Here is a 26,116-nt window from a genome sequence, read left to right on the forward strand (position 1 = left end):
TTTTCTATTTAGGATTCAACCGGGACGACTGCATCGTGCAGGAGCTGGTCTAATTCTTCTACATAAGCGTTCGTTTGATCATCTGTCCAATTTAGCTCTTTAGCCATATAACGAATCACATTGTCTTTATGATCTCTCACCCAGCCAATTTCAAAGAATAAAGCACCTGTACGACGGACAAAGAAATCAACTGGTTTATAAGCTAATTCATATTTCATCGCATATAAGAGTTCTGCAAATACAACTGGATCGATATCTTCTGTTTTAGCTTTCTCAATATTTGTTTCGTATAGTTCCATTACTTTATCAAAGTTAGCACCATATCGTTGAACCAGCATTAATGCAGTTTGTTCATCAAGCCCTTGCGCTGTTGCTTGACTAACTTTCCTATTTTTAAAGTCTTTAAATCCTTTCGATCCACCTACTTCTCCACCAGAAACTGGTAAGTGCTCTGTCTCGGATTTAGAGTAGAGAATTCCTTCTTCTTCTTTAAGTTGGTCAGTTACTTTATTTACAGCGTGTTCCGCCATTTTCCGATATCCTGTTAGCTTTCCTCCAGCCATCGAAATAAGCCCTGAATCTGACACGAAAATTTCATCTTTACGCGAAATTTCACTTGGATTTTCATTATCTGCTTCTGCAATCAATGGACGTAATCCTGCCCAGCTTGATTCCACATGCTCTGCTGTTATATCAAGTGATGGGAACATATAGTTAATCGCATCGATAATATAGTCTCGATCCTTAACAGTCATTTTTGGATTAGCAATGTCCCCTTTATAGGTCGTATCCGTAGTCCCTACATAGGCCACGTTGTCACGCGGAATGGCGAATACCATTCTTCCATCTGGTGTGTCAAAGTAAATCGCTTGCTGAAGTGGGAAAACTTCTTTACGGAAAACAAGGTGGACCCCTTTTGTTAAATGAAGGGCCTTCCCTTTTTTAGAGCCATCTATTTCTCTTAATTCATCGACCCAAGGGCCACCCGCATTAATCACTTTTTTGGCATACACTTTATGCTTTTCACCGGTTATGGTGTCCTCCATAATCGCACCAACAATTTTATTCTGGTCGTTATATATAAAATCAATAACTTTTGTATAATTAATCGCATGTACACCTTTTTGTACAGCCTTTTTCAATACTTCAATTGTTAAACGAGCGTCATCAGTTTTGTATTCTACGTAGAATCCTGCGCCTCTTAACTGGTCTCGTTTAATAAGTGGTTCTCTTTGCAGCGCCTCGTCTGGTTTGAACATGGTACGGCGTTCATTCTTTTTCACACCTGCAAGAAAGTCGTATACACGAAGACCTATATTTGTAGTGAGTGGGCCGAATGTACCTCCCTTATGGAATGGTAACATCATCCATTCTGGTGTCGTCACATGTGGTCCATTTTCGTATACTATGGCGCGTTCTTTTCCTACCTCGGCAACCATCTTCACTTCAAATTGTTTCAGGTAACGTAAGCCACCATGAACAAGTTTTGTAGAACGACTTGACGTTCCTGCTGCAAAATCCTGCATTTCTACCAGCCCTGTTTTCAAACCTCGCGTTACCGCGTCAAGGGAAATCCCAGCACCGGTAATTCCACCTCCGATAACAAGTAAGTCTAATTGTTCCTCTTTTAAATGATCAAAAGTAAGATTTCGTTCATAACTAGAAAAAGTAGTAGTCATATCTAAAGCCCTCCCAGATTAGTACCAATGTCTATACATATAAATACCCTGTTTCCGATATTCTAATGTATGTTCGAACAGAAAAATCGCTCTTCAGGAAAACAAAAAACCGCAAAGCACACTAACCAAAATACGATTAGCGTGTTCGCGGTTTCTCCATTTCTCCGTCCGAGATTATTAACTTGACTTTAGTATACCATAACTATGAGGAGAAGTATAGAAAAGTGTTAAAAATCCGCCTCACCTAAAAAAACCTGGATAAACCGCCATTGCTCTCTTGCTGTTTTAATTCACCGGGTATAATGGACAGAAATCGCATCTTATTTAAATGCTTGTGCTGCTTTGACTGCCTTCTTCCATCCATCGTATAGCTGCGTTCTTTTCTCTTCATCAATATCAGATTCAAATTTTTCATCAAGCTGCCACTGCTCTGAAATTTCCTCTTTGCTTTCCCAGAAGCCAACAGCGAGTCCTGCTAAGTAGGCTGCCCCAAGTGCAGTTGTTTCATTAATGGTTGGACGTTCTACTTGGAGCCCTAGAATATCGCTCTGGAACTGTACAAGGAAGTCATTTTTAACAGCGCCACCATCAACTCGTAACGTTTTAACGTCTATTCCTGAATCCTCTTTCATTACGTCTAAGACATCACGGGTTTGATATGTCAGGGATTCTAAGGTTGCACGCACGAGATGTTCTCTTTTCGTTCCACGTGTTAAGCCAAACACTGCTCCTCTTACGTCACTGTCCCAATATGGTGTTCCTAAACCAACAAACGCAGGTACGACATATACGCCTTCCGTATTCTCAACTCTTTTTGCAAGTGACTCTGTTTCTTTTGCATCTTTAATTATTTCTAGTCCGTCACGCAACCATTGAATCGCTGATCCAGAGACGAAGATACTACCCTCCAGTGCATACTCTACCTTTCCATCTATCCCCCATGCCAACGTGGTTAAAAGGCCATTTTTTGACTGGACACCTTCCTCACCAGTATTCATGAGCATAAAGCCACCGGTTCCATAAGTATTTTTAGCCATTCCTTTTTCAAAGCAAGCTTGTCCAAATAGTGCAGCATGTTGGTCACCAGCAATCCCTGCAATCGGAATCTCATGTCCAAAAAAGTGATAGTTCACCGTCTTACCATATACTTCAGAGGACTGTTTAACTTCTGGCAACATGGATTCTGGAACACCGAGAATTTCTAAAAGTTCTTCATCCCACTTCAAGTCGTATATATTATACATTAACGTCCTGGAGGCATTGGAATAATCCGTAATATGTTGTTCGCCACCAGTTAGTTTGTAAACAAGCCACGTATCAATCGTACCAAACATTAAATCACCATTGTCTGCCTTCTCTCTAGCTCCGTCCACATTATCTAATATCCATTTCACTTTCGTTCCAGCAAAATATGGATCAATAAGTAGACCCGTCTTCTCCCTGAACGTGTCACTATAGCCTTCTTCTCTAAGTTCCTTGCAAATATCAGCTGTTTGCCGTGATTGCCAAACGATCGCTTTATAGATGGGTTTTCCTGTATGACGATCCCAAATCACAGTTGTTTCCCGCTGGTTGGTGATACCTATTCCCTCAATGTCACCAGGCTCCACATCACTTTTTCGCATTGCTTCCGAGATACTGGATAACATGGAGGTCCAAATTTCATTTGCGTCATGCTCGACCCAGCCTGGTTTATTAAAATGTTGTTCAAATTCCCGTTGACCTGTTTCGACCACTTTTCCTTTCTGATCAAAAATAACTGCTTTTGAACTCGTTGTCCCCTGATCGAGTGCTAGAATATATTTTCCCATTATGATCTCTCCTCTTCGTAATTATCCTGAGTACTTTCTGATTTTCTTAATTCTTGTATTAATCCTACTGCAAATAAAAGAACGATAGCAATACTACCTATCCAGAACCATACACTTGGCTCCGTTTCAAATATAGCCTGATAGAAGAGCCCGCCGTAAATTCCACCGATTGCTGGTCCAATAACAGGCACCCAGGAATAACTCCAATTCGATGCTCCTTTACCAGGTATCGGAAGTAAAGCATGTGCGATTCTTGGCCCCAAATCTCTTGCAGGGTTGATAGCATATCCTGTCGTACCTCCTAGTGACATACCGATCACAACAATTAACAACCCAACAATAAGCGGGTTTAACCCTTCCGTGAATTGATGCGCACCAAGAAATAAAATGCCCATAACTAAAACAAAGGTACCAATGACCTCACTAATTAAATTTGCAATTGGACTGGGAATCGCCGGCCCCGTACTAAACACTCCTAGCTTTGTGCTAGGATTATTTGTTTTTCTCCAATGTGGTAAGTAATGAAAGAACACAATAATGGCGCCAATAATTCCACCAAGCATTTGTGCGGTAATGTATAAGGGAACCTTACTCCATGCAAAGTCTCCAACTGTGGCAAGTCCTAACGTAACTGCCGGGTTTATATGGGCTCCTGTTATATTTCCGACGGCATAGACACCCATGGCTACACCAAGTCCCCAGGCAAATGTCACTAATACCCAGCCTGCTCCTTCTGCTAAAGTATTTTTTAAAGATACACCAGCCACTACACCTGTCCCAAAAATAACAAGGATCATGGTCCCAATCAATTCTCCAACAAACTCTGACATTATCTCTCCCCCCTTGCTCCCAATATATATATGGTATTCCACATTTTTAAGAGATTACACCTTTGGATTTGGATAGTTGGGGAAAGATGGAAATGTGTAACATTAGAAAAACTCGCATTCGCTCGTTTTTTAGTAAATGCATGCTTCGTACTTTATCTACGTTGTTATTGCTTCCTAGCTAAAATTTTATATTTTTCTAACATGCAAAAAAAGGAACCTATTAACATAGGTCCCCTCTACTCTTCTCTACCAAAGTGATTTATTCGATGTCGATACCGCAACAGCGCCTGCTGATAACGCTGTATCTACTTGATCCTGAGATTTAATTAATCCCCCTGCAATAACTGGAATGTTTGTTTCCTCATGAATATAGCTGATCATATCGGGTATTAACCCTGGTAATACTTCAATACAATCTGGTTTGGTTCGATTAATTAATTTGATATTATGCTCTAATGCCAAGCTATCCAGTAAAAACACGCGTTGGATTGCTAAAAGGTTATTTTTCTTTGCCATCGTAATAACATTTGCTCTCGTTGAAAGAATACCATCTGGTTTAATTTCCCGCAGTAGAAATTCCATCGCATAATCATCTGCTCGAAGGCCTTGGATTAAGTCAAAATGCACAAGCGCCTTTTTGTTAGCACGTTTTGTATATTCCACAAGGCTCTTCAGCTGAGCAAGCCTTGTTTCAAGAAAAACGATGGTGTCATACGAAGTTTCCAAAACAACATCAAAATCTTTCATTTTTCTTATGGCTGGCAATATGCCTGAGGGATGAATCATTCTTTCCACCTACTTTAATACGTCAATTTCACGTTTTTCCATTTCTTCCTTTGTGTAAATAAGCTTCATTGGATTGCCACCCACAAAAGCCCCTTCTGGTACATCTTTATGTATTAATGTTCCTGCTGATACAATTGCTCCATCTCCTATTGTCACACCAGGTAGGATCGTGGAATTCGCCCCAATTAGAACATTATCACCGATTATTACCTCACCAATTCGGTATTCTCTAATTAAATATTCATGCGCTAGAATAGTGGTATTATAGCCGATAACACTATTGGAGCCAATTGTAATCTTCTCAGGAAACATAACATCAGGCATTACCATTAGCGCAAATGCCGTTTGCTGACCAACCTGCATCCTCAAAAAGGTGCGATAAAGCCAATTTTTCATCCCTAAAAAAGGCGTATATCTGGCAACCTGAATCACGATGAAATTTTTGACAACTTTAAAAAAAGGCACTGTCTTATAAATTTGCCAGAGTGAATTGGTCTTTTCTACCGGATAACGAGTGGTCCTTCGCATAATTTACACCTCAATTAGCTTCAATAAATCACGCATATCCTTTAGCATATATGTCGGATGATATTCTGCAAGAAAAGAACTTCCTTTATCAGACCAGGCTACACCAGCTGTCAAGACACCAGCATTTTTGCCTGATTCAATATCATGGTAGTTGTCTCCTACCATTAACGTCGTTTCCAAATTGGCCCCAAGTTCCTGAACAGCTTTTAAAACGGGTTCTGGGTGGGGCTTCGCATGTGTCACATCATCAAACGTAACAATCGTATCCATAAAGGAATCTAAACCTGTAAGGGAAAGTCCCATGTTTACACCTTTTCTCATTTTGGTCGATACGATACCTAGCTGAAGTCCCTGTTCTTTTAAAGCTGTAATGGTCTCCAACACATATGGAAAAGCTGTAACATAGCTATCATGCACAGCTAGATTATGTGCACGGTACGTTTCTATCATTTTCTCCCCAAGATCTGGAGCGATCCTCTGAAATGTATCTGCAAGTGGAGGTCCGTTGAATTGAATAATTTCTTCTCTCGTATAGCTCATGCCATAATGCGAAAAGGTATGCATAAAAGAAGCAATAATTAATTCGTTCGTATCGATTAGTGTTCCGTCTAAATCAAAGAGTATGGTACGAATGCTCATGTTGGTTTACTTCCTTTCGTTTCTTTTTCTCTAAACGATTCCATATAAATGCAATGGTCATCGTTAAGAGAATCGCCGTTGTAAGACGGATTATTAATAAAGGCCAAACTGGAATTCCTAATGGAATGAAAATCAGGGTATCCTCCACAACAGCATGACAGGATACAAGAAAGATAAGCGCAAGGGACATATCCTTTTTGGAAACATTATCCTCTTTAACTGCCTGGATCATTAAACCCGCACCATAAGCCAGCCCTATTGTCAGACCCGCTACCATTGTCATGGATGTATTTTTCTCCATCCCTAGAAACTTCATACAAGGAGCCAGCTTATTAGACAGCATTGTTAACCAGCCTTTTTCCCGTAAAAATTGCATAACAACCATTAATGGAATGACAATTAATCCAAGCTGGACAACCGCCATCAATGCTGTTTCAATTCCCTGATAGGCAATCTCTGCCCAGCCAACAGGTACATTATCAGAGCCTTGAATCAATCCGTACTGTGCTTGTTCTGCTCCTCCTTGCCAGAGCAGGTTAATCAACAATCCGCCTAATAGGGCAAGGCCTATTCTGATTCCGGAAATAAGCCACCAGCTAACCCCTACTTTTGAGGCCACAGCTGATTCAATAAACAGATTATGGGAAAATGACAGCATGACTGCTAATATAAATACTTCTTTTACCGTAAACTCAAAGGAAACGATAGCCGCAATTCCAGCATATAAATTCAACGTATTGCCAAGCACAAGTGGCACTGCAGCTTCCCCTGATAGTCCTAGCAATCCCATGACGGGGGTTAAAAGGTCAATAAGCCATGGAAGAACCGGTGTAAACTGTAAAATAGTGATTAGTAACGTAATAGGGAAAATGACTTTTCCTAATGTCCAGGTCGTTGCTAGGCCCTGTTGAAAACCACGATATACTATACCAGACACTCCATCCCCTTCTTTCTATCCATTATTATTTCTTTTTCTTCTTACCTTTTTTCTGAGGAGCAGGCACATCCTTATACCTTTCCTGTACTCCCTTTTTACGACGGTAAAGAATAAGCGCTAAGGCTAGAACGATCACTAAAACCGATAGCAGCTGTGCTTGTCTTAAACCAGCAAAAGCATACAAGCTATCTGTTCTCATTCCTTCAATAAAGAAACGACCAATGGAATAGGTGATCGCATAGCTTAAGAAAATTTCCCCGCGTATAGGATTGTATCTCCGTAATACAAGTAAAAAGACAAAAACTAGTATGTTCCAAACCGACTCATATAAAAATGTCGGATGATACATAACGCCATCTATCGTCATTTGGTTCATGATAAAATCAGGCAGGTACTGTAGAAAATTATCATATGCAGCTGCAGACACTTCTCCGCCATGCGCTTCCTGATTCATAAAATTTCCCCAGCGGCCGATTGCCTGACCAAGGATTAAACTTGGGGCAATAATATCTGCGATTTGCCAGAAGGTGATTGGTCGATATTTGGCATACACAATCGCTGTAAGAACTCCACCTATAACAGCACCGTGAATGGCAATACCACCCTCCCAAATGGCAAATATATCAGTCCATGGACCGTTTGCATAGCGTTCCCACTCAAAAATAACATAATAAATTCTTGCACATATAATCGCCACCGGAATCGCAAAAACGATAAAATCTATGATTAAATCCTTTTTCAATCCAAGCCGATCTGTTTCCCTTGTTGCTAAATAGAGCCCTAAAAATGCACCAGTAGCAATAATTACCCCGTACCAATAAACAGTCAGTGGACCTAGTTCAAAGAAAACTCTGTCCAGCGGAGCTGCGGTTCCCAACATCATGACCCCTCCTATTCCGTTTCATCCTTTTCATTTTTGATCATGGTTGTAAGCCGTTCTGAAAACTCCTCGGCTGCATTAACACCCATTCTTTTCAAACGAAAGTTCATTGCTGCAACCTCAATAATTACGGCTAAGTTCCGACCTGGACGAACGGGAATCGTTGCCTTCGGAAGGTCAACCTCCATAATCCTCATTTTGTCTTCATCAAGCCCAAGCCTGTCATATTGCTTCTTTTGGTCCCAAATTTCAAGATTTATAATAAGGGAAATACGCTTGTGACTTCTAACAGACCCTGCACCAAATAAGGTCATGACATTAATAATCCCAAGTCCTCTGATCTCCAGTAAATGCTCGATAAGTGGTGGAGAGTTTCCGATAAGACTGTCATAGTCTTCCTGTCTAATTTCCACACTGTCATCGGCAACAAGTCGGTGACCGCGTTTAACCAACTCCAAAGCCGTTTCGCTTTTTCCTACACCACTCTGCCCGGTAATTAATACTCCGACTCCATATATGTCTACTAAAACGCCATGAATAGCAGTAAATGGTGCAAATTTTGTCTCCAAATAATTGGTTAATCTACTAATAACACGTGTCGTTTTTCGCGGGGAATGTAGAATCGGCACCCCCGAATCATTTGCTGCTTCAATTAATTCCTCAGGCACGTCCATCCCTCTTGAAATGACAATACCTGGTGTAATATCTGTACAAAGATTGTAGGCACGGTCTCGCTTATCGGCTTCACTTAACTCCATGAAATAAGCCATTTCCGTTTTCCCAATAAGCTGTAATCTTTCCTTAGGATAATATTTAAAATACCCAGTCATCTCAATACCAGGTCTAGAAATATCACTTGTTGTAATTTCTCTATGTATACCGTCTTTACCAGCAACTAAATCTAAATTAAAGTGTTGTAGTAAATCCTTTGTCCGGACAGTTGACATCTAGTAAATCCCCCCAGCTATTTAACCACTTTTTCAATTTATTATTACCTTTCTGCACATTTGCTTCCTCTTGAGCAGAATAGATACACTTTATTGTAGCATACGCCACACAAAAATCGTAGGCTGTGCGCCTACGATTTCACGGAATCTTTAATCAAACTATTTAGTAACAAGTTTAGAATAGCTAGGATAACTGCTGCAATTAATGCGGTACCGAATCCCTCGATAACAAAGCTACTTCCCATAAGTGCCTGGGTAATCATGAGTGTAATGGCATTAATGACAAAGAGAAATAGTCCAAGGGTTAGAACCGTAATCGGCAACGTTAGTAAAATGAGAATCGGTTTTATAATTATGTTTAAGATAGACAGGATAAAACTCGCAAGTACAGCAGAGCCGAATCCTTCCAGGTGAAAGGAATCAAATAACTGGGCCACCACAATTAAGGCCACAGCATTTAGTATGATCGATAAAATCCAACGAATAAACAATGTTACAACTCCCTCTCATTTGGGATGATGAATAAAGCAACTGCGTAAAGCAGTGCTACGGTAAAGAAGCTCATAAATAATAGAATAACAAAAACTAAACGTAGAATGGTTGCGTCCACTTGTATATATTCAGCTAAGCCACCGAATATCCCACCAACCATTTTATTTGAATTAGAACGGTACAGCTTTTTCATTTATAATACCCCCAATCTTTAATATACCAATCTTTTTGGGATCGTAAACCATTTTTAAAGTGTCGTGAAAGTAGGGAAGGTTGGTGCATGTTTCGGAAGACAGTGTATCTCTATCTTTGGGGTGTTGCGTCTTTTTTCTTGGGTGCTGCCTCTCTTGCCTCGGGTGGTGCGGCTCTTCCCTTGGGTGCTGCGTCTCGTGCCTCGGGTGGTGCGTCTCTTCCCTTGAATCCTGCGTCCCTCTTCAAGCGATGTGCGAATATGTACTTTCCATTTCATCTGCAACTATAACTAAAATACGTTTCATTTTCAAAAAAGATCCAAAAAAGCTCTTCTGCGTTAGCTACAGAAGAGCTTTTCCATTAATAATGCCATGTATAAAATTGTTCTTTGCCAAATTGCTCTACTGCTGCATCTCTGTCCTGACTATCCATTGTCCGGTAATGTTTAAGCTGGCCTAAAATTCCACCCGCTTGGGAATCATGACAAAGAATAGCCTCCATTTTCTTATCAAAGTAGTTTCTAACGTCATTTTGGATATCAGGCGTCCCTAGCACTTCCTCATAATTTCTTGAGATGGCTTGTGCCCAAACGACAGGACGGCTACTTTCATCCATTAAACGTACTGCTTCGATAGCTGCCGCGCCCAGTGCGTTATGGTCAGGGTGCACTGCATGGTCTGGATAGTGGGTAATCACAAGACTTGGATTAATTTCCTCCAGAATTCCTTTCAGATGCTTTGCTACTTCATTGCGATCTTCATACTCAAGCGTTTTGTCACGATAGCCAAGCATTTGCAAATCGATATCAAGTACCTCGCACGCTTTAATAAGCTCTTGTTTTCTAGTTTCTGGTAATGTTTCTCTATTTGCGAAGGTTGGGCTGCCCATATTCCGTCCCATTTCTCCTAAGGTTCCACAAAGGTACGTTACAGGGACACCCTCTTCACGGAATTTTGCTATTGTTCCAGCAGCACCAAATGATTCATCATCTGGGTGTGGGTATATGACGACAACATGTTTTTCCACATTATCTCTCCTTACTCCATGTTTTATCTAAATTTTAATAATTGAAAGGTGTTTCACTAATTTGCAATGCGACCATTAATCTTCCTTCACGATCATGCCCTGCAAGCAACAACTTATCGCCATCCTCGATGGTCCAATCGGTTAGCCCTTCTGCGTAAATCCAACCCATTTGCATTTTAAGACCAGCTCGAAAAACTTTACCATCACCTACGATTTTTGCCTGGCTAAAGGACACGGCTGCATTTCGCACATATGCGCCAACATTATATGCCTTGTCATTAAAATGACTTGCATATGCTCCATTTGTTGTTTCCACATGAACATATACATTTTTATTAACAAAACGCTCTAATTGCTCTTGTACTTCGTCTATTTTAATTTGCTTCATGGTTTGTTCCTCCTACTAGCTTCTCTATTTAGCTTAACGAAATGAAGCCCTACCGTCAAAATATTGATACCGAAAAAAAAACAGCCAGTCGTAGTAAATCAACTCGCTGGCTGTTTTTAGGAACTTATTATTTTGCAGTGGCTTTTTCTTTTGCTTTAAAATTCTCTTTCATTCGTTTTTGGTCTCTTTCCAATACTGGTTTTAAATACCTTCCTGTGTAAGATGCGTCAACTTTAGCTATTTGTTCTGGAGAACCTTTCGCTATGATCTGACCGCCTCTGTCACCACCCTCTGGACCAAGGTCAACAATATGATCGGCTGTTTTGATCACATCAAGGTTATGCTCAATAATTAAAACAGTGTCTCCATTGTCGACAAGTCGTTGTAAGACAGCTATCAACCGCTTGATATCGTCCACATGCAGTCCAGTTGTTGGTTCATCCAGTATATAAAAGGATTTCCCATTGGATCGGCGGTGCAATTCACTAGCGAGTTTAACTCGCTGAGCCTCACCACCCGATAAGGTAGTAGCAGGCTGCCCTAATCGCACATACCCTAAGCCAACATCATAGATCGTCTGCAGCTTTCTCTTAATTTTTGGTATGTTGGCAAAGAACTCAAGTGCATCTTCTACTGTGAGTTCCAGCACATCTGCAATGCTTTTCCCTTTGTATTTAACCTCTAGTGTTTCACGGTTATAGCGTTTGCCGTGGCACACTTCACATGGCACATATACATCAGGAAGAAAATGCATTTCTATTTTTATAATACCGTCGCCACGGCAAGCTTCACAACGTCCGCCTTTTACGTTGAAGCTAAATCTACCTTTCTTATAACCACGCACTTTTGCTTCATTCGTTTGGGCAAATACATCGCGTATATCATCAAATACCCCAGTATATGTCGCTGGATTGGATCTAGGCGTTCTTCCAATCGGTGATTGGTCAATATCTATTACTTTCTCAATATTTTCTATACCCTTTACTGCCTTATGCTTTCCTGGCTTGTGTTTTCCGCGGTACAGCTCTTTGGCAAGTGATTTATAGAGAATTTCATTTACAAGTGTACTTTTACCAGATCCAGAGACACCAGTGACAACAGTCATTAGTCCAATTGGAAACTTTGCAGATACTTTCTTTAGATTATTTTCTTCTGCTCCAACAATTTCTATCGCACGTTTGTCCGCTTTTCTTCGCTTTGTTGGCAGCCCGATAAATTGTTCCCCTGATAAGTATTGCCCAGTTAGTGAGTTCTTGTCTTTCATGACCTCCTCTGGTGTTCCGCTTGCCACAATATTACCACCATGCTCCCCAGCTCCAGGACCAATATCAATGAGCCAATCGGCAGCAATCATCGTATCTTCATCGTGTTCTACTACAATGAGGGTATTGTCCAAATCACGCATTCGTTTTAATGTTTCAATTAATCGATCATTATCCCGTTGATGTAACCCAATAGACGGTTCATCCAACACGTAAAGCACGCCTGTTAACGCAGAACCAATCTGGGTTGCTAAGCGAATACGCTGGGCTTCCCCACCTGATAAGGTGCCAGCAGCACGTGAAAGGGTCAAGTAATCCAAGCCGACATTATTTAGAAACTCTAAACGATTGCAAATCTCTTTTAATATCATTTTAGCAATTTGTGCTTCCTTCTCGGATAAGCTAAGATTTTCAAAAAAGTCTTTTGCTTCTACAATCGAGTAATCTGTTACTTGGCTAATATGCAGATCGTTTACCTTTACAGCCAGTGCCTCACGTTTCAAGCGATACCCTTTACAAGTTGGGCAATGCTTTTGTCCCATATATTTTTCAAGGGATTCCCTTATAAAATCAGAAGAAGTTTCTCGATACCTGCGAGCAACATTATTTAATACTCCTTCAAATTGAATCTGATTGTCCCTAACATTTCCAAACTCATTGACATAGTAAAATCGAATTTTCTCTTTCCCGCTCCCGTGCAGGATAATATCCATTTTTTCCTTTGGCAGCTTTTTCACTGGTGTGTCCATATCAATATCATAATGGTCACAAACACTTTTCAGAAGTTGTGGATAATATTGCGAGCTAATTGGCTCCCATGCCGCGATGGCATGCTGATTAAGTGTTAGATCCCAATTAGGAACCACGAGATCTACGTCAACCTCTAGCTTGGTACCTAACCCGTCACAAGTTGGGCAAGCCCCATATGGACTGTTAAAGGAGAATAAACGAGGTTCTAACTCCCCTATTGAAAAGCCACAGATGGGGCAGGCAAAATTTTCACTGAATGTCAGTTCTTCTTCACCAATCACATCAACAATAATTTTGCCATCGCCTAGACCTAAAGCCGTTTCAATCGAGTCACTTAGTCGCCCGGCAACCCCTTCCTTCACAACGATCCTATCTACGACCACTTCTATGGAATGCTTTTTATTTTTCTCCAGCTGAATGTCGTCCGTAACTTCACGCATTTCTTTATCAACACGAATACGGACATAGCCTTCCTGACGAAGTTTTTCTAAGGTTTTTACATGCTCACCTTTACGGCCAGAAACGACTGGTGCAAGAATTTGCATTTTCGTTCTTTCTGGATATTCTAAAATGCGATCCACCATTTGCTGTACAGTTTGCGAGGTGATTTCCACCCCATGATTTGGGCAAACAGGATGACCGATCCGCGCATAAAGTAAGCGAAGGTAATCATAAATTTCGGTAACCGTTCCAACCGTTGAACGTGGGTTTTTGCTCGTTGTCTTCTGATCGATTGAAATAGCTGGTGAAAGGCCATCGATTGCATCCACATCTGGCTTATCCATCTGTCCTAAAAACTGTCGTGCATATGCGGAAAGTGATTCTACATATCTGCGTTGTCCTTCTGCATAAATGGTATCAAAGGCAAGGGAGGACTTTCCGGAGCCTGACAGTCCTGTTAATACCACAAGCTTGTTTTTTGGAATTGTCACATCAATATTTTTTAAATTATGTGCCCTTGCTCCTTGAATCTGAATTGATTTACTAGGCATTCTCCATCACCTTCCTGCTTTAAGTTCAAGAATAACATCACGAAGCTCTGCTGCCTTTTCAAAATCGAGTGCCTTAGCAGCTTCCTTCATTTCTTTTTCCATTTGCTCGATTACTTTTTCTTTCTCGTCTTTAGAAAGCTTGGTAATACTTTTCGCTTTATTTTCATATTCTGTCTGCTCTTCTGCTGCCACAGTCGCTCGAATCACGTCTCGTACATCTTTTTTAATGGTCTTTGGTGTAATGCCGTGTTCTTTATTATACGACTCTTGTTTTTCTCTACGTCGATTCGTTTCTCCAATAGCCACTTCCATAGAGTTTGTAATCTTATCGGCATACATAATAACGCGGCCATTTTCATTACGGGCAGCACGTCCCATTGTCTGGATTAAGGAACGTTCCGAGCGAAGGAAGCCTTCCTTATCAGCATCTAAGATTGCAACTAGGGAAACTTCCGGGATATCAAGTCCTTCACGAAGTAAGTTTATCCCCACAAGCACATCATATTTACCAACACGTAAATCACGGATAATCTCAATTCGTTCTAATGTTTTAATCTCAGAATGTAAGTAAGCAACCTTAATACCGATTTCTTTCATATAATCGGTAAGATCTTCAGACATTTTCTTCGTGAGGGTTGTTACAAGTACACGTTCATTTTTCTCCGAGCGCATATTAATTTCTGCCAGCAGATCATCTATCTGTCCATCAATCGGTCTTACTTCTACCTCAGGGTCCAATAACCCAGTCGGTCTAATAATTTGCTCCGTCATTTGCGGAGAATGTTCTAACTCATAAGGACCAGGTGTAGCAGACACATACACAAGCTGGCTTGTTTTTTCCTCAAATTCGTTAAATTTTAAAGGGCGATTATCCATTGCAGATGGAAGGCGGAATCCATGATCGACTAGCACCTGTTTTCTAGCCTGGTCACCATTATACATTCCTCTAATTTGCGGAAGTGTAACATGGGATTCATCAATCACCACAAGGAAATCATCTGGAAAGAAATCCAGCAATGTATATGGTGTAGCACCTGCTTCCCGAAGCGTCAAGTGTCTGGAATAGTTCTCGATACCTGAGCAAAAGCCCATTTCGTTCATCATTTCCAAATCATAATGAGTGCGTTGCTCTAGTCGCTGAGCTTCTAAAAGTTTATCATTCTCACGTAACTCCGTTAGACGTTCTTCCAGCTCTTTTTCAATATTTTTAATGGCAATTTTCATTTTTTCCTCGCGGGTTACGAAGTGGGAAGCTGGGAATATAGCAATGTGTTCTCTATCGCCAATAATTTCACCAGTAAGGGCATCCACTTCCCTTATTCGGTCAATTTCATCACCAAAAAACTCAACGCGGATGCAGTGCTCTTCTCTTGAGGCTGGAATGATCTCCACAGAATCTCCTCTTACTCGGAAGGTACCACGCTGAAAATTAATATCATTTCTAGCATATTGGATATCAACAAGTTCGCGTAATAGCTGATCTCGTTCCTTCTCCATCCCTACTCGTAAGGATAGCACTTGGCTTTTATATTCCTCCGGGGAACCTAAGCCGTAAATACAGGAAACACTGGCCACGATAAGCACATCATTTCGTTCAAAGAGTGCCGATGTTGCCGAGTGACGAAGCTTATCAATTTCATCATTAATGCTGGCATCTTTTTCAATAAATGTATCTGTGGAAGGAACATAGGCTTCCGGTTGATAATAGTCGTAATAGCTTACAAAATATTCCACTGCATTATTAGGAAAAAACTCTTTAAACTCGCTGTACAACTGGCCAGCAAGTGTCTTATTATGGGCAATTACTAATGTTGGACGATTTATTTCTTTTACGACATTTGACATCGTAAAGGTTTTTCCAGTTCCGGTCGCCCCTAGAAGTGTCTGATGCCTTTGTCCCTTCATAATTTTATCGATAATTTCTTGAATGGCTTTTGGCTGGTCTCCACCTGGCTCGTAGCTTGATACTAACTCAAATGTATTGTTCACATTCTACCTCCGTTCACTGTCTTTCTAAAATATATAAAAGGCTCTAGCAACTAAAAAGAGCCAAAGATGTTTCAATCGTGATGCAATCCATACTAACCTATAATAACGTAATTATTATAACATAAACACGAACAAATATTCGATCTTTTTGCTTTTGTTATCTTTAGCATTATACCCTTTTTCGGTGATGAAATATCAATTAGAAGACGAAAAAGCACTAGCTTATCGGCTAATGCTTTTCTCCATTATCTCTTCAAGGATTTCTCCTAAGTTGCGTTTATCAAGATGATCATGAAATTCTCCCACACTTTGTTGATACAGGCTCATTGCTTCTTCATTTTCAAGATAGTTAATAATTTGATCTTCCACTGATTTGTCACTGGTTAACTGCATCATCAAGCCATGCTTTTCAAGCTCTTCCTTGTTGATCCTTTCCTGCCCTGGTAGTGCATGACTCACAAAGATGGGTTTTTGCTTGATCAAGCACTCACTAACCGTCACACCACCTGGTTTGGTTAGAACTGCATCCACTTTATCATATAGCTCATTCATTTGCTGTTTACTACTTATATAAGGGATAGGAATGATGTTGTCATTTTTTCTCGCTAAAAGTCTTTTGTAGAGCTTTTCATTGTTTCCACAAAGAATATAATACTGGAGGGAAGAAGATTGACTGTTTTCTGGTAGCAAGTTTTCAAGAAAACCTGCCCCCATATTTCCACCAGTCACAAGCACCGCATACTGCCCGGTTTCCTCTTTTCTGGGAGGTGCTGGTTGGAATGCATGGTGTACGGGTATTCCTGTTAGAAAAATGTGCTCTTCCTCCACCCCTAGTTCGACAAGGAATTTCTTTACTGTTAGGGACGGTACTAAATGATAATCTACTCCTTTAATTCCCCATACTCGATTTATAAAAAAATCCGTATAAACATTTACCACTACGGAATCAAGCTTCCCTCTCTGTTTTAAACTGGCTGCTATATTGGAAGGCAGAGCATGGGTACAAAACAATAAAGAAGGATTTTTGCGAGTGACGAGTTTTTGAAAATTAGAGCTAAATAAGAGCTCATAGTGCAATGCTCGACTGCGTTTGGCAGCATTGCGAAATGCTAAGTAATAATAAAGGCGATCATAAGATGTAGGGAATAAATGGATCCATTTCATGTAAAAAGAAGAGACCATCTTCTCTACTACACCAAAACTATACGAAAGAATATCAACCTTACTCGTATTTATATGTTGGTTGATTTTTATCGTTTCTTCCATTAATGTGTCAGCTACATGATGATGGCCGGAAGCCATTTTTAAAAACGGTAGAAATAAAACTTCTCTCTCCATTTCCCTCACCTCCTCACAATATAATATACCGCTAATTACCAATGATCTCCCCACCTCTACCATGGTATAATTCCATTGGAGGCGGATCTATCTATGACCTATTTAATTATTGGAATCGTAATACTCATAACCTCTCTTTTTATTTACAAAGCATATATAAATACGAAGGACATTCAGATAAATAGGATTAATATCGAGGCTTCAAAATCGTCAACACTCGCTTCATTGTCCATCCTTCATTTATCAGACTTACACTTGGAAAATATTTCGATTAGCCCTGAAGAATTAGAACAAAAGCTATCGGGTGAGGCACCAGATCTCATCGCCTTAACCGGAGACTTTTTAGATAAAAAGCGTACGATACCAAAATTGCGCCCATATTTGCAAGTACTGCAAGACATGAAGCCCAAGTATGGCATGTTTGCGGTGTTAGGTAACCATGACTATGTTCTGAAAAAAGCTGACCTAAACCACTTAAAACAGACCTTACAGGAATTTAATTGCACCATATTACAAAACCAAAATATAACCGTTTCAATGGGCGGGCAACACCTAAATATCATCGGTATTGATGATTACAGTACAAACAGAAGTGATTTGACAAAGGCCTATGAAGGCATTGAACAAGGGGTAAACCTAGTCTTGACCCATGACCCAACCGTAGTACTTGATATGAAAAAACAAGCATTTGATTATCTGCTTGCAGGACATTTTCATGGCGGACAAATTTGCTATCCGAGGGCTTACCATTTGGTGAAAATGGGCAGGCTCGCAAGGAAAAAAATTATTAAAGGCTTGCATATACAGGATGGCAATCCATTTTATATTAGCGAAGGGTTAGGCCAGACGGGCTTTAATATTCGAATTGGAAGCCGTCCCGAAATCACCTTTCATACATTTACTAATTAGCGATATTCCCCGAGTAAATGTTGCTTTGACATAAATAAATATACAGGTTCCTGATTTAAACGCTTTTTCCCTGCTACTAATTGAATGGGAATAAGCGTTATTTTTTTATATGCCACGTAATACTTACTTTTAATAGGTGCGAGTTCAAAACCTAAGCGACTTGCACCTGTTTTTAAAGAAGTTATCCCAATAATACCCTTGATTTGCGAACTTTTCTGATGTGTCGACAGGTATGCAGCAAGACTTGGTAAAGATCGCTTAACCATATGGTATATATAAACAGCCCGCTTCACTTCACTAGAAACACCCTCTAGCTCTTTTAACATGCGGACATTATGCAAATGTATTTTTAACAGCAGATCGTTTTTTAGAATCTTGGTCCCATCCTGTAAGGTGATTGGACCACCTTTATAACGTGTTAAGCGAACGCGCAGGATGGTATTTGATTCACTCTCTCCCTGTAAATACTGTAATCTTGTACATTTATAGTATAACGGATCAAGATAGGTCCATACATTCATTAAGTAGCTCTTCATAAACTGTGCCCCATTCTCTAAACTACTGTTAGTTTTGGATAAATGGACACAATTTATTGAAGGAATTATTTGGTTGTTATTTTAATACTAAAAAATGGCTGGACGATTGATCTCTCAATGTCCAGCCATTTTCGTTTATGCTTCTTTCCTACGGTATGGCGTATCACTAAAAAGCAATCCTAGTTCGTGGTGGTCCCCTTGATAGAGGGCACCTTGCACAAACCGCAACTCACCATGTAAATCTTCTATATCCAGCTTAAAATAGGCCCCACTTGCCTGTAAGGATTCATAAAACGACTCAATACTGTTAACCATTTGCCCATTAACCTTCATAATATTTTCCCCAACTTCTATTCCTAAACGATCTGCAGGGGTGCCAGGTATAACACCAAGCACCTTTAATCCCTTGTTCATCGGATGGAAATAACAACGTCTCAATCGCTCGCTATTTCGGTGACGATAGTTTATATACTCTTTCCCAAGGATCGTTAGTAAAACTGCAGCAAGTGATAACGGCGCAAGAAATAGACCGCCGACTGCTATTGCTGTCGCTCCTACTCCCATTAATATGAGGGGGGTTGCTATTTTTTCTGCTGCTTCCTTTGGATATCTTCCGCGGACTTTATAATCTATACCAAGTAAAAACGGAAATAGGATAAGACTATAGGTCTGTTCGCCGAAAGATACATAAGGCCAGTACTCCGCAAACGGAGTTATTGCTCCTGTTGGAAGTAGAAAGAAAAATGGTATAATGGCTAGTTTTTTCAAACGGTGTTCCCCGACCCACACCCCTCGATTACTAAGCGAAAGACCTGGGTACGTTTCTCTTAGGTTGGTCCGCTTCAGCAATATTCCCTCTGCTATTAATAAGATTCCTAATATTACAGGAAATACCGTTAAATTAATCGGATCAAATAAATCTTCCCTAAGCCACTGTTGATTTTCCAGAATCGTGGGTAAGAACAGTAACAGAAGAAAAGAAACGCCAACTGTATAAACAGGTGATAAAAACAGAAATCTACCTGATAAACTAAATAAAATGACCACAACACTTAATAATAATAAAGACGAGAACGAAACGACAAAGCCTGTTCCAATTATGACAATAGAAAGGACTATACCTGTCAATAGAGAGAACAGCCATGTTGATTTCCATTCCGTGAAAACATCAAACACCTTCGTGCCAAAGTTTTGTCTTTCTCGTTTTACCCTTTTATAGCCGGCAAGTATTACTAATAATACTGACCAATACAATAATGGATTTAAAAATAACTTAGTCAAACCTTTTGCAAGCTCTACTAGCCATGCTTCGATCATAAGACCACCTCTTCTGCTGTATCTACCGATTCTATTTCGATCATTTAAATATATTTATGTCGTTATTTTACCATACAATAGAAAAGGTTAGTATACATACTCTCCTCTCCAAACTACTAAAAAATGCCGAACAACCAACTAAAAGCCCTAAGGCTATAGGTCGTTCGACATTTTTTCTATCCTCATTACTATTTTTCAGCTATAGAAAGCTCTGGTCTCCCAATAATGGGAGAACAAGCAAGTGCTCTTCCAAAGGATTTATTGGTAAAGCTCTTCTAATGCCTTTTCTAGCTGTCTGTCATCTTCACCATTACGAATTTTATCAATTATTTGGGCTTCAATAAGACCTGCAGTTTCTTGATCTACTTTTCCTGTTTCCTCTAGCTCATTGTCCTGCTGGAAAGCACGCACTGCAGTTTCTGTTTCTTCACTGAAATAACCATCTGTTCTACCTGGTTCAAACCCAAGACCTTCTAACATGGTTTGAACATTTCCAATACTGTCCTCTGACTGATCAAATTCTAAAGGTTCTTCAATTTGGACAGGATTTGTGTAGAAATAGTCCGCTTGCTTAATGGCAACCGTAGGTTCTACGCCTTTTTCATGAATGGATTCCCCTTCTGGTGACAACCATTTATAGAAGGTTAATTTAATGGAACTGCCATCCCCCATCGGAACTGCCTGTTGCACGGTACCTTTTCCAAAGCTTGTTTGCCCTACAATATCATAGCCCATTTCTTTCATTGCGACAGCAAGAATTTCTGAAGCCGACGCACTTCCTTCATCAATAACAACACTTACTGGATAGTCTTTTTTCTCACTAAGTTCAGAGAAATATGGTGTTTTTTCGCCATTTTTATCCTCTATTTGTAAGTATGGCATATCCTCAGGAACAAAGAGTTTCAACATATCTTCAACAGCTGTTAGTAACCCCCCAGGATTTCCACGTACATCAATGACTAAACCTTCAATACCTTCGTCTTCTAAAGTTGTCAATTGTTCTGAGAACTCTTGGGCAGTACGTTCAGAGAAGTTAGTAACTTCTAATATTCCCGTTTTCTTACCATCTATTTCTTCGACACTGCTATAAACTGTTTCGAGTGGTATAGTGTCCCGAACTATTGTGATTTCAAACGGGTCTGTGGAGCCTGGTCGTTGAATTTCCAGAACTACCTCAGAGCCCTTCTCACCACGAATTTTGGCTACAGCCTCGTTTAAATCTAACCCTTCAACACTTTCTCCATCTACACTCAGTACCTGATCATTTGGACGCAAGCCTGCCTTTTCAGCCGGTGAATCTTTAATCGGAGCTACGATGGTTACCATGTTATTTACCATGCTTACCTCTGCTCCGATCCCTTCGAATGAGGATTCGATCTGCTCATTAAATTGCGCCATTGTTTCTACGTCCATGTATGAACTGTAGGGATCTTCCAATGTGGAGAGCATCCCTTGGATCGCACCTTCAATAAGCTCTTTATCCTCTACGTCTTCGAGATAATTTTCTTTTATAAGTGAAAAAGCCTGATCAACTTTTTCTATATCTGATGGGTTTGTTTCCTCTGTACGTGGTATTGCTTGCTCCACTTGTTCATTGTTGCCTTCGTCATTCCCCTGACCTGCTAACTGAACACCCATATAGGCACCAGCAAAACCTAAAACAAGTGCTCCAAGTAGGAGTAGGACGATATGTGTTTTTTTCAAGCTCATATTTCCACCTCGATAATTGTTTATATAAAATATCCTTACATCTCATTATGTCCCACCTTAACTGGCAGTAAGACACCAGGGATCAACTGCCAGTTAAGGTACGTTTCGTTCAACTAACATTTAGAGGGGCAGGAAGGGAAAACCCTACCGAATGAAGTTTCACTTTATAAAAGCATACCATTATCTTCTACTTATGACTATGGTTTTCCTTAAGCTTTTATGAAATAGAATTTACAGATAGTAGAAAAAAGACATCACACCAAGAGGGTGATGTCTTTCATTTATTTTATGACTTAATAGAATTTCATCGGATCTACCGAATTACTTTTTGCGGCATTCCAGCCACCTTCATGTACTTCGAAATGTAGGTGGGGACCTGTGGACCCGCCTGTATTCCCTGTCTTCCCAATACTTTGACCTTGTGAGACAGATTGTCCAGCAGATACAGAAATACTGCTTAGATGTGCATAAAGCGTCGTATATGTTTGGCCATTTAAGTTATGTGTGATCATAATCGTGTTTCCATATCCACTCATCCAGCCAGCACGAATTACCACACCGGTAGCCGCAGCCTTCAATGGCGTCCCGCTTGGGGATCCAATATCCATTCCGGCATGTAGCTTATCGACTCCATGAATTGGATGGTGGCGCATGCCATAGTCAGATGTCTTAGGACCTGCGGCCGGCCAGATAAACAACCCGCTTCCAGTACTTGGAGGTGTAGATGTCGAGTTATCTACTTGCGAGCTATTGTTTGAAGAAGATGCGGACGCGGATGAGGACTCATTAGCTTGTTCAGCCTTCTTCGCTGCTTCTCGTTTCTCTGCTTCTCTTCTTTCCGCTTCTTTTCGAGCTGCTTCTTCACGCGCTAATTGTTGCAGCTTTCCTTTCTCTGATTGCGCAAGCTCCTTCGCTTTCCCCACTGCTGCAGCCTGAGCTGCCAGAATTTCTTGCTCCTCTTCTAAGCTCACTTTGTATTCTTCAAGGTCTGCATGTTCTTCTTCTAGCTGTGCCATTAATTTTTTCTTTTCATCTTTTTGGTCAGCCAGATCAGCTTTCAATGCAACAAGTTCTTCCTTCTGGTTTTCTAGCGCTACCTTTTTGTCTTCAACTGCGGCTTTACTCGCTTCTACCTCTACTTTATTGGCTTCAAGTTGTGCTTTGTCAGCTTGTTGTTCTTCCATAATGGATTTATCCTGGTCCATTATTTTATTAACAGCTGAGCTACGGTTAATAAAGTCGCCAAAGCTTTTTGATCCTAAAATAACTTCAATATACTTCATATTGCCGCCGCTTTGCTGAATAGCACGGAGACGCTCTTTTATCAGTTCGTCACGTTTTTTTATACGTTCTTTTAATACTTTTATTTCTTTTTTTAATTCTTTCATTCTTTCTTGAAGTTTCGTGATTTCATTGTCAGTTGTAGTAATCTCTTGTTCTTTTGTTGAAATACTTTCCTGTGTTTTGGTTAGTTTGTCATCAATTGATTTAATTTGGCTATCAACAGTATCTTGCTTTTCTTCGTTCTTGTTCATCTTACCTTCAGTATTTTTTTTATCCCCTGAAAGATTCCCTTGCTCTTCTTTTAACTCACTTTGTTCTTTTTCTAGTTCATTGATTTTTTTATCCAGTCCGTCGATTGTTTCTGCAGAGGCTATATTGCCATTTAAGGATATTGTGGTGACTGCCAATGTTGTTGCAAGCATAAATGAAACAGTTTTTTTCATCGTTTTGCTTTCCCCTTCCCTCTGTACAATAATGGTAGATTCTGTATCTCTCAGTCTAGACTTTTAGGAACTTACGAACACTCATTACACTGCCCCATACGCCGATAAATGCGCCGATTCCCAATATAAGAAGGGAAAGCTGCCATGCAAATGGGTTATATGGTAATATTTCGACAAAGCTGTAAGAGATTTGATCACTCACATTGTTTGCAAGATAGTAATAGCCTGTTAAGATTACGCCGATTGGAAGAATAGAACCTAATACGCCCAGTAGTAATCCTTCTATAAAGAATGGCCATCTAATGAATCCATTCGTTGCTCCCACAAGTTTCATAATGCCGATTTCTTTACTTCGTGCCATAATTGTAATTTTAATAGTGTTTGAGATTAGGAATATTGCTGTAAAGACAAGTCCGATGATTAAAGCTAGTCCGATATTTCTCGCGTACTCATTAAAGGTAAAGAGTCTGTTGACTACGCTAGCTCCATACTCTACCTCTTGCACGCCTTCCATTTCTCTAATTTGATTCGCAATACTTTCTGTATCTTCTGGGTCAGTGGCTTGTACGACATAAACATGGTTCAGTGGGTTATCTTGTTCAAATAGTTCCCAAGACCTTCCCTCATCTCCCATACTTTCAATAAGACTTTCTAATTGGTCATCCTTTGATGAAAAGGTGACGGATTTAACACCATTAATTTGTTCAATCTGGCTACCAAGATCCGTTATCTCTTCCTCGTTTAATGTCAAGTCAATTAGGGTACTGATTTCTACATCTTCTTCTATGTTATCTGCCATCTGATTCAGGTTAAGCATAAGTGCAAGAAATGCGCCAACCAGAATTAAGGTTGTAGTAACTGCTCCCACCGATGCTACCGTCATCCACCCGTTTCGGGCTATATTTTTCAACCCTTGACGGAGATGTCGCATTAATGTCCTAAATTTCATAGCCGTATTCACCTCGGTGTTCATCTCTAACAATTAGGCCATCTTCTATTGCGATGACACGTTTTTTGATAGTATTTACTATTTCTTTACTGTGGGTAGCCATGAGAATGGTCGTACCTCTCGCGTTAATTTCTTCAAAGACCTTCATGATCCCCCATGAAGTATCTGGATCAAGGTTTCCTGTAGGTTCGTCCGCGATTACGATCTTCGGGTTGTTGACTATTGCCCGGGCAATAGAGACACGTTGTTGCTCTCCACCTGAAAGTTCATCCGGTATAAAACGTGCTTTATTTTTTAGACCTACAAGCTCCAATACTTCCATAACCCGATTGCGAATTTTCTTTGGAGATTCCTCGATAACTTCCAAAGCAAATGCAATATTTTCAAAGACTGTTAGTTTTGGGAGTAATTTGAAATCCTGAAAAATAACTCCTATATCACGTCTGAGAAGAGGGACTCGTCTCTCTTTGAGATCCGTCATGTTAATCTCATTGATTACAATATTGCCCTTTGTTGGCTTTACTTCACGGTAAATTAGTTTAATGAAAGTAGACTTACCAGCACCACTTGGGCCGACAACATAGACAAACTCACCTTGCTTTATATCAACACTGATACCATTAAGTGCTGTTACACCATTGGCATATGTCTTATATACATCGTTCATTAATATCATAAAATCACCTTTGCTTTTTTGTTGGCTTCTTGGCTGACTGACTTTTCTCCATAGCTACGTCTGCTAGGAGACTATGTAGACAATACTTTCTAAGTATAACATCTTTCGCCAAGATTTTTAGACACAAAATTATTACATTTATGTTTCAAAGGCTGTAATGAAGGAGTATATTGTCGGTCGCAGAGAAACCATGGATTTATGCCGTTCTAGTTATAGGTAATATTCGATAAAAGAATCGTTTTTTTGACGTTTGTTTTACAAAACTATTTGCCATAAAGTGAAACTTCATTTGGTGGGAGGGTTCTCTTCCGCCCCTTCCAAATATTAGTTGAACGAATCGGGCATTTACTGGCAGTTGACCCCAAAGTCTTACTGCCAGTTAAGAAGGGATTAAAAAAAGGCCCAATGCTTTTAAAAAGCATTTAGACCTTTCATTTCATTACTTTTTTTCTGCTAGCCAATTGGCAAGAAGTTCAACATCATCACCAGTAGCTTGTCCTGCCGGCATGGAGCCTTGACCATTTTTAATGATATCTGCAATTTCTTCCGCGGAGTGGCTTGCTCCTACATTTGTTAATGCTGGCCCTACACCACCAGACAGATCAGCACCATGACAGCTCGAACAGTTGCTTTGGAAAGCTTCCTCAGCAGCTGCCGTATCAACAGTCCCTCCACCGCTTTCCTCATCTTTAGCCTCATTAGATTCTTCTGTAGTACCATTATCGGCAGGTTCTTCAGTTTCATTATCTCCCCCGCCGCCACCACAGGCACCTAATACTAAAGCTGAGCCAAATAGAACGGTAAATAACCATTTTTTCATAGCATA

Annotated in this window: 24 protein-coding genes; 1 reads left to right on the plus strand and 23 read right to left on the minus strand. The window is 40.2% G+C overall.

The window, feature by feature from the left end; translation table 11 throughout:
• Nucleotides 1–8 precede the first annotated feature (8 nt).
• From LG273_RS13325 to LG273_RS13400, 16 genes are all read right to left on the minus strand, one after another.
• Nucleotides 9–1,679 carry a glycerol-3-phosphate dehydrogenase/oxidase gene (locus tag LG273_RS13325; RefSeq protein WP_404454269.1) on the minus strand — a complete coding sequence of 557 codons (1,671 nt, stop codon included), beginning with the start codon at nucleotides 1,677–1,679 and terminating at the stop codon, nucleotides 9–11.
• Between the two features lie 320 nt (nucleotides 1,680–1,999).
• Entirely contained in the window at nucleotides 2,000–3,490 is a 1,491-nt protein-coding gene (glpK, locus tag LG273_RS13330; RefSeq protein WP_379561888.1) for a glycerol kinase GlpK, read from the minus strand.
• The gene (locus LG273_RS13335; protein WP_404454272.1) at nucleotides 3,490–4,320 is read right to left on the minus strand and encodes an MIP/aquaporin family protein; all 831 of its coding nucleotides are present in this window, start codon (nucleotides 4,318–4,320) and stop codon (nucleotides 3,490–3,492) included. The genes glpK and LG273_RS13335 overlap by 1 nt, the downstream gene beginning before the upstream one ends.
• A gap of 246 nt (nucleotides 4,321–4,566) precedes the next feature.
• Nucleotides 4,567–5,106, minus strand: a complete 540-nt coding sequence (locus LG273_RS13340) for a glycerol-3-phosphate responsive antiterminator (protein WP_379561890.1) — start codon at nucleotides 5,104–5,106, stop codon at nucleotides 4,567–4,569.
• Nucleotides 5,107–5,115: 9 nt separating this feature from the next.
• Nucleotides 5,116–5,634 (minus strand): acyltransferase, encoded by a 519-nt coding sequence (locus tag LG273_RS13345; protein WP_379561891.1) that lies wholly within the window; start codon nucleotides 5,632–5,634, stop codon nucleotides 5,116–5,118.
• A gap of 3 nt (nucleotides 5,635–5,637) precedes the next feature.
• Nucleotides 5,638–6,273 carry a pyrophosphatase PpaX gene (gene ppaX, locus LG273_RS13350; RefSeq protein WP_379561892.1) on the minus strand — a complete coding sequence of 212 codons (636 nt, stop codon included), beginning with the start codon at nucleotides 6,271–6,273 and terminating at the stop codon, nucleotides 5,638–5,640.
• On the minus strand, nucleotides 6,248–7,210 hold the full coding sequence (locus LG273_RS13355; protein WP_379561893.1) for a nucleoside recognition domain-containing protein: 963 nt from the start codon (nucleotides 7,208–7,210) through the stop codon (nucleotides 6,248–6,250). Before LG273_RS13355 ends, ppaX begins: the two co-directional genes overlap by 26 nt.
• Before the next feature lie 25 nt (nucleotides 7,211–7,235).
• Nucleotides 7,236–8,090, minus strand: coding sequence for a prolipoprotein diacylglyceryl transferase (gene lgt, locus LG273_RS13360; RefSeq protein ID WP_404454276.1), 855 nt, complete (start codon nucleotides 8,088–8,090; stop codon nucleotides 7,236–7,238).
• A gap of 11 nt (nucleotides 8,091–8,101) precedes the next feature.
• Entirely contained in the window at nucleotides 8,102–9,037 is a 936-nt protein-coding gene (gene hprK, locus LG273_RS13365; RefSeq protein WP_379561895.1) for an HPr(Ser) kinase/phosphatase, read from the minus strand.
• A gap of 131 nt (nucleotides 9,038–9,168) precedes the next feature.
• Nucleotides 9,169–9,528 carry a phage holin family protein gene (locus LG273_RS13370; RefSeq protein WP_379561897.1) on the minus strand — a complete coding sequence of 120 codons (360 nt, stop codon included), beginning with the start codon at nucleotides 9,526–9,528 and terminating at the stop codon, nucleotides 9,169–9,171.
• A gap of 2 nt (nucleotides 9,529–9,530) precedes the next feature.
• On the minus strand, nucleotides 9,531–9,722 hold the full coding sequence (locus LG273_RS13375) for a PspC domain-containing protein (protein WP_379561898.1): 192 nt from the start codon (nucleotides 9,720–9,722) through the stop codon (nucleotides 9,531–9,533).
• A 359-nt stretch (nucleotides 9,723–10,081) separates the two neighbouring features.
• Nucleotides 10,082–10,747 carry a bacillithiol biosynthesis deacetylase BshB2 gene (gene bshB2, locus LG273_RS13380; RefSeq protein ID WP_404454280.1) on the minus strand — a complete coding sequence of 222 codons (666 nt, stop codon included), beginning with the start codon at nucleotides 10,745–10,747 and terminating at the stop codon, nucleotides 10,082–10,084.
• Between the two features lie 34 nt (nucleotides 10,748–10,781).
• Entirely contained in the window at nucleotides 10,782–11,135 is a 354-nt protein-coding gene (locus tag LG273_RS13385) for a YojF family protein (protein WP_404454282.1), read from the minus strand.
• A 127-nt stretch (nucleotides 11,136–11,262) separates the two neighbouring features.
• Nucleotides 11,263–14,139: an excinuclease ABC subunit UvrA gene (gene uvrA, locus LG273_RS13390; protein WP_404454285.1), complete on the minus strand. Its 2,877-nt coding sequence runs from the start codon at nucleotides 14,137–14,139 to the stop codon at nucleotides 11,263–11,265.
• 6 nt (nucleotides 14,140–14,145) lie between these two features.
• Nucleotides 14,146–16,128 (minus strand): excinuclease ABC subunit UvrB, encoded by a 1,983-nt coding sequence (gene uvrB / locus LG273_RS13395; protein WP_379561905.1) that lies wholly within the window; start codon nucleotides 16,126–16,128, stop codon nucleotides 14,146–14,148.
• A 222-nt stretch (nucleotides 16,129–16,350) separates the two neighbouring features.
• The gene (locus tag LG273_RS13400) at nucleotides 16,351–17,466 is read right to left on the minus strand and encodes a glycosyltransferase (RefSeq protein WP_404454289.1); all 1,116 of its coding nucleotides are present in this window, start codon (nucleotides 17,464–17,466) and stop codon (nucleotides 16,351–16,353) included.
• Between the two features lie 93 nt (nucleotides 17,467–17,559).
• Between LG273_RS13400 and LG273_RS13405 the strand changes: the two genes are divergently transcribed.
• Nucleotides 17,560–18,375 (plus strand): metallophosphoesterase, encoded by an 816-nt coding sequence (locus tag LG273_RS13405; RefSeq protein ID WP_404454292.1) that lies wholly within the window; start codon nucleotides 17,560–17,562, stop codon nucleotides 18,373–18,375.
• Here the strand turns inward: LG273_RS13405 and LG273_RS13410 are convergent.
• From LG273_RS13410 to cccB, 7 genes are all read right to left on the minus strand, one after another.
• Complete coding sequence (locus tag LG273_RS13410) at nucleotides 18,372–18,911, minus strand: YkoP family protein (protein WP_404454295.1); 540 nt, start codon at nucleotides 18,909–18,911, stop codon at nucleotides 18,372–18,374. The two genes, LG273_RS13405 and LG273_RS13410, sit on opposite strands and share 4 nt — an antisense overlap.
• Before the next feature lie 135 nt (nucleotides 18,912–19,046).
• Complete coding sequence (locus LG273_RS13415) at nucleotides 19,047–20,228, minus strand: PDZ domain-containing protein (RefSeq protein WP_404454298.1); 1,182 nt, start codon at nucleotides 20,226–20,228, stop codon at nucleotides 19,047–19,049.
• A gap of 258 nt (nucleotides 20,229–20,486) precedes the next feature.
• Nucleotides 20,487–21,938 (minus strand): S41 family peptidase, encoded by a 1,452-nt coding sequence (locus LG273_RS13420; RefSeq protein WP_404454301.1) that lies wholly within the window; start codon nucleotides 21,936–21,938, stop codon nucleotides 20,487–20,489.
• A 293-nt stretch (nucleotides 21,939–22,231) separates the two neighbouring features.
• Nucleotides 22,232–23,665: a murein hydrolase activator EnvC family protein gene (locus LG273_RS13425; RefSeq protein WP_404454304.1), complete on the minus strand. Its 1,434-nt coding sequence runs from the start codon at nucleotides 23,663–23,665 to the stop codon at nucleotides 22,232–22,234.
• A 55-nt stretch (nucleotides 23,666–23,720) separates the two neighbouring features.
• The gene (ftsX, locus tag LG273_RS13430; RefSeq protein ID WP_404454306.1) at nucleotides 23,721–24,614 is read right to left on the minus strand and encodes a permease-like cell division protein FtsX; all 894 of its coding nucleotides are present in this window, start codon (nucleotides 24,612–24,614) and stop codon (nucleotides 23,721–23,723) included.
• The gene (ftsE, locus tag LG273_RS13435; RefSeq protein ID WP_404454309.1) at nucleotides 24,604–25,290 is read right to left on the minus strand and encodes a cell division ATP-binding protein FtsE; all 687 of its coding nucleotides are present in this window, start codon (nucleotides 25,288–25,290) and stop codon (nucleotides 24,604–24,606) included. The genes ftsX and ftsE overlap by 11 nt, the downstream gene beginning before the upstream one ends.
• 439 nt (nucleotides 25,291–25,729) lie before the next feature.
• Nucleotides 25,730–26,110, minus strand: coding sequence for a cytochrome c551 (gene cccB, locus LG273_RS13440; protein ID WP_379561917.1), 381 nt, complete (start codon nucleotides 26,108–26,110; stop codon nucleotides 25,730–25,732).
• Between the last annotated feature and the right edge of the window lie 6 nt (nucleotides 26,111–26,116).

Origin of the sequence: Oceanobacillus kapialis (assembly GCF_044790185.1) — a bacterium.
Lineage (GTDB): Bacteria > Bacillota > Bacilli > Bacillales > Amphibacillaceae > Oceanobacillus_B > Oceanobacillus_B kapialis.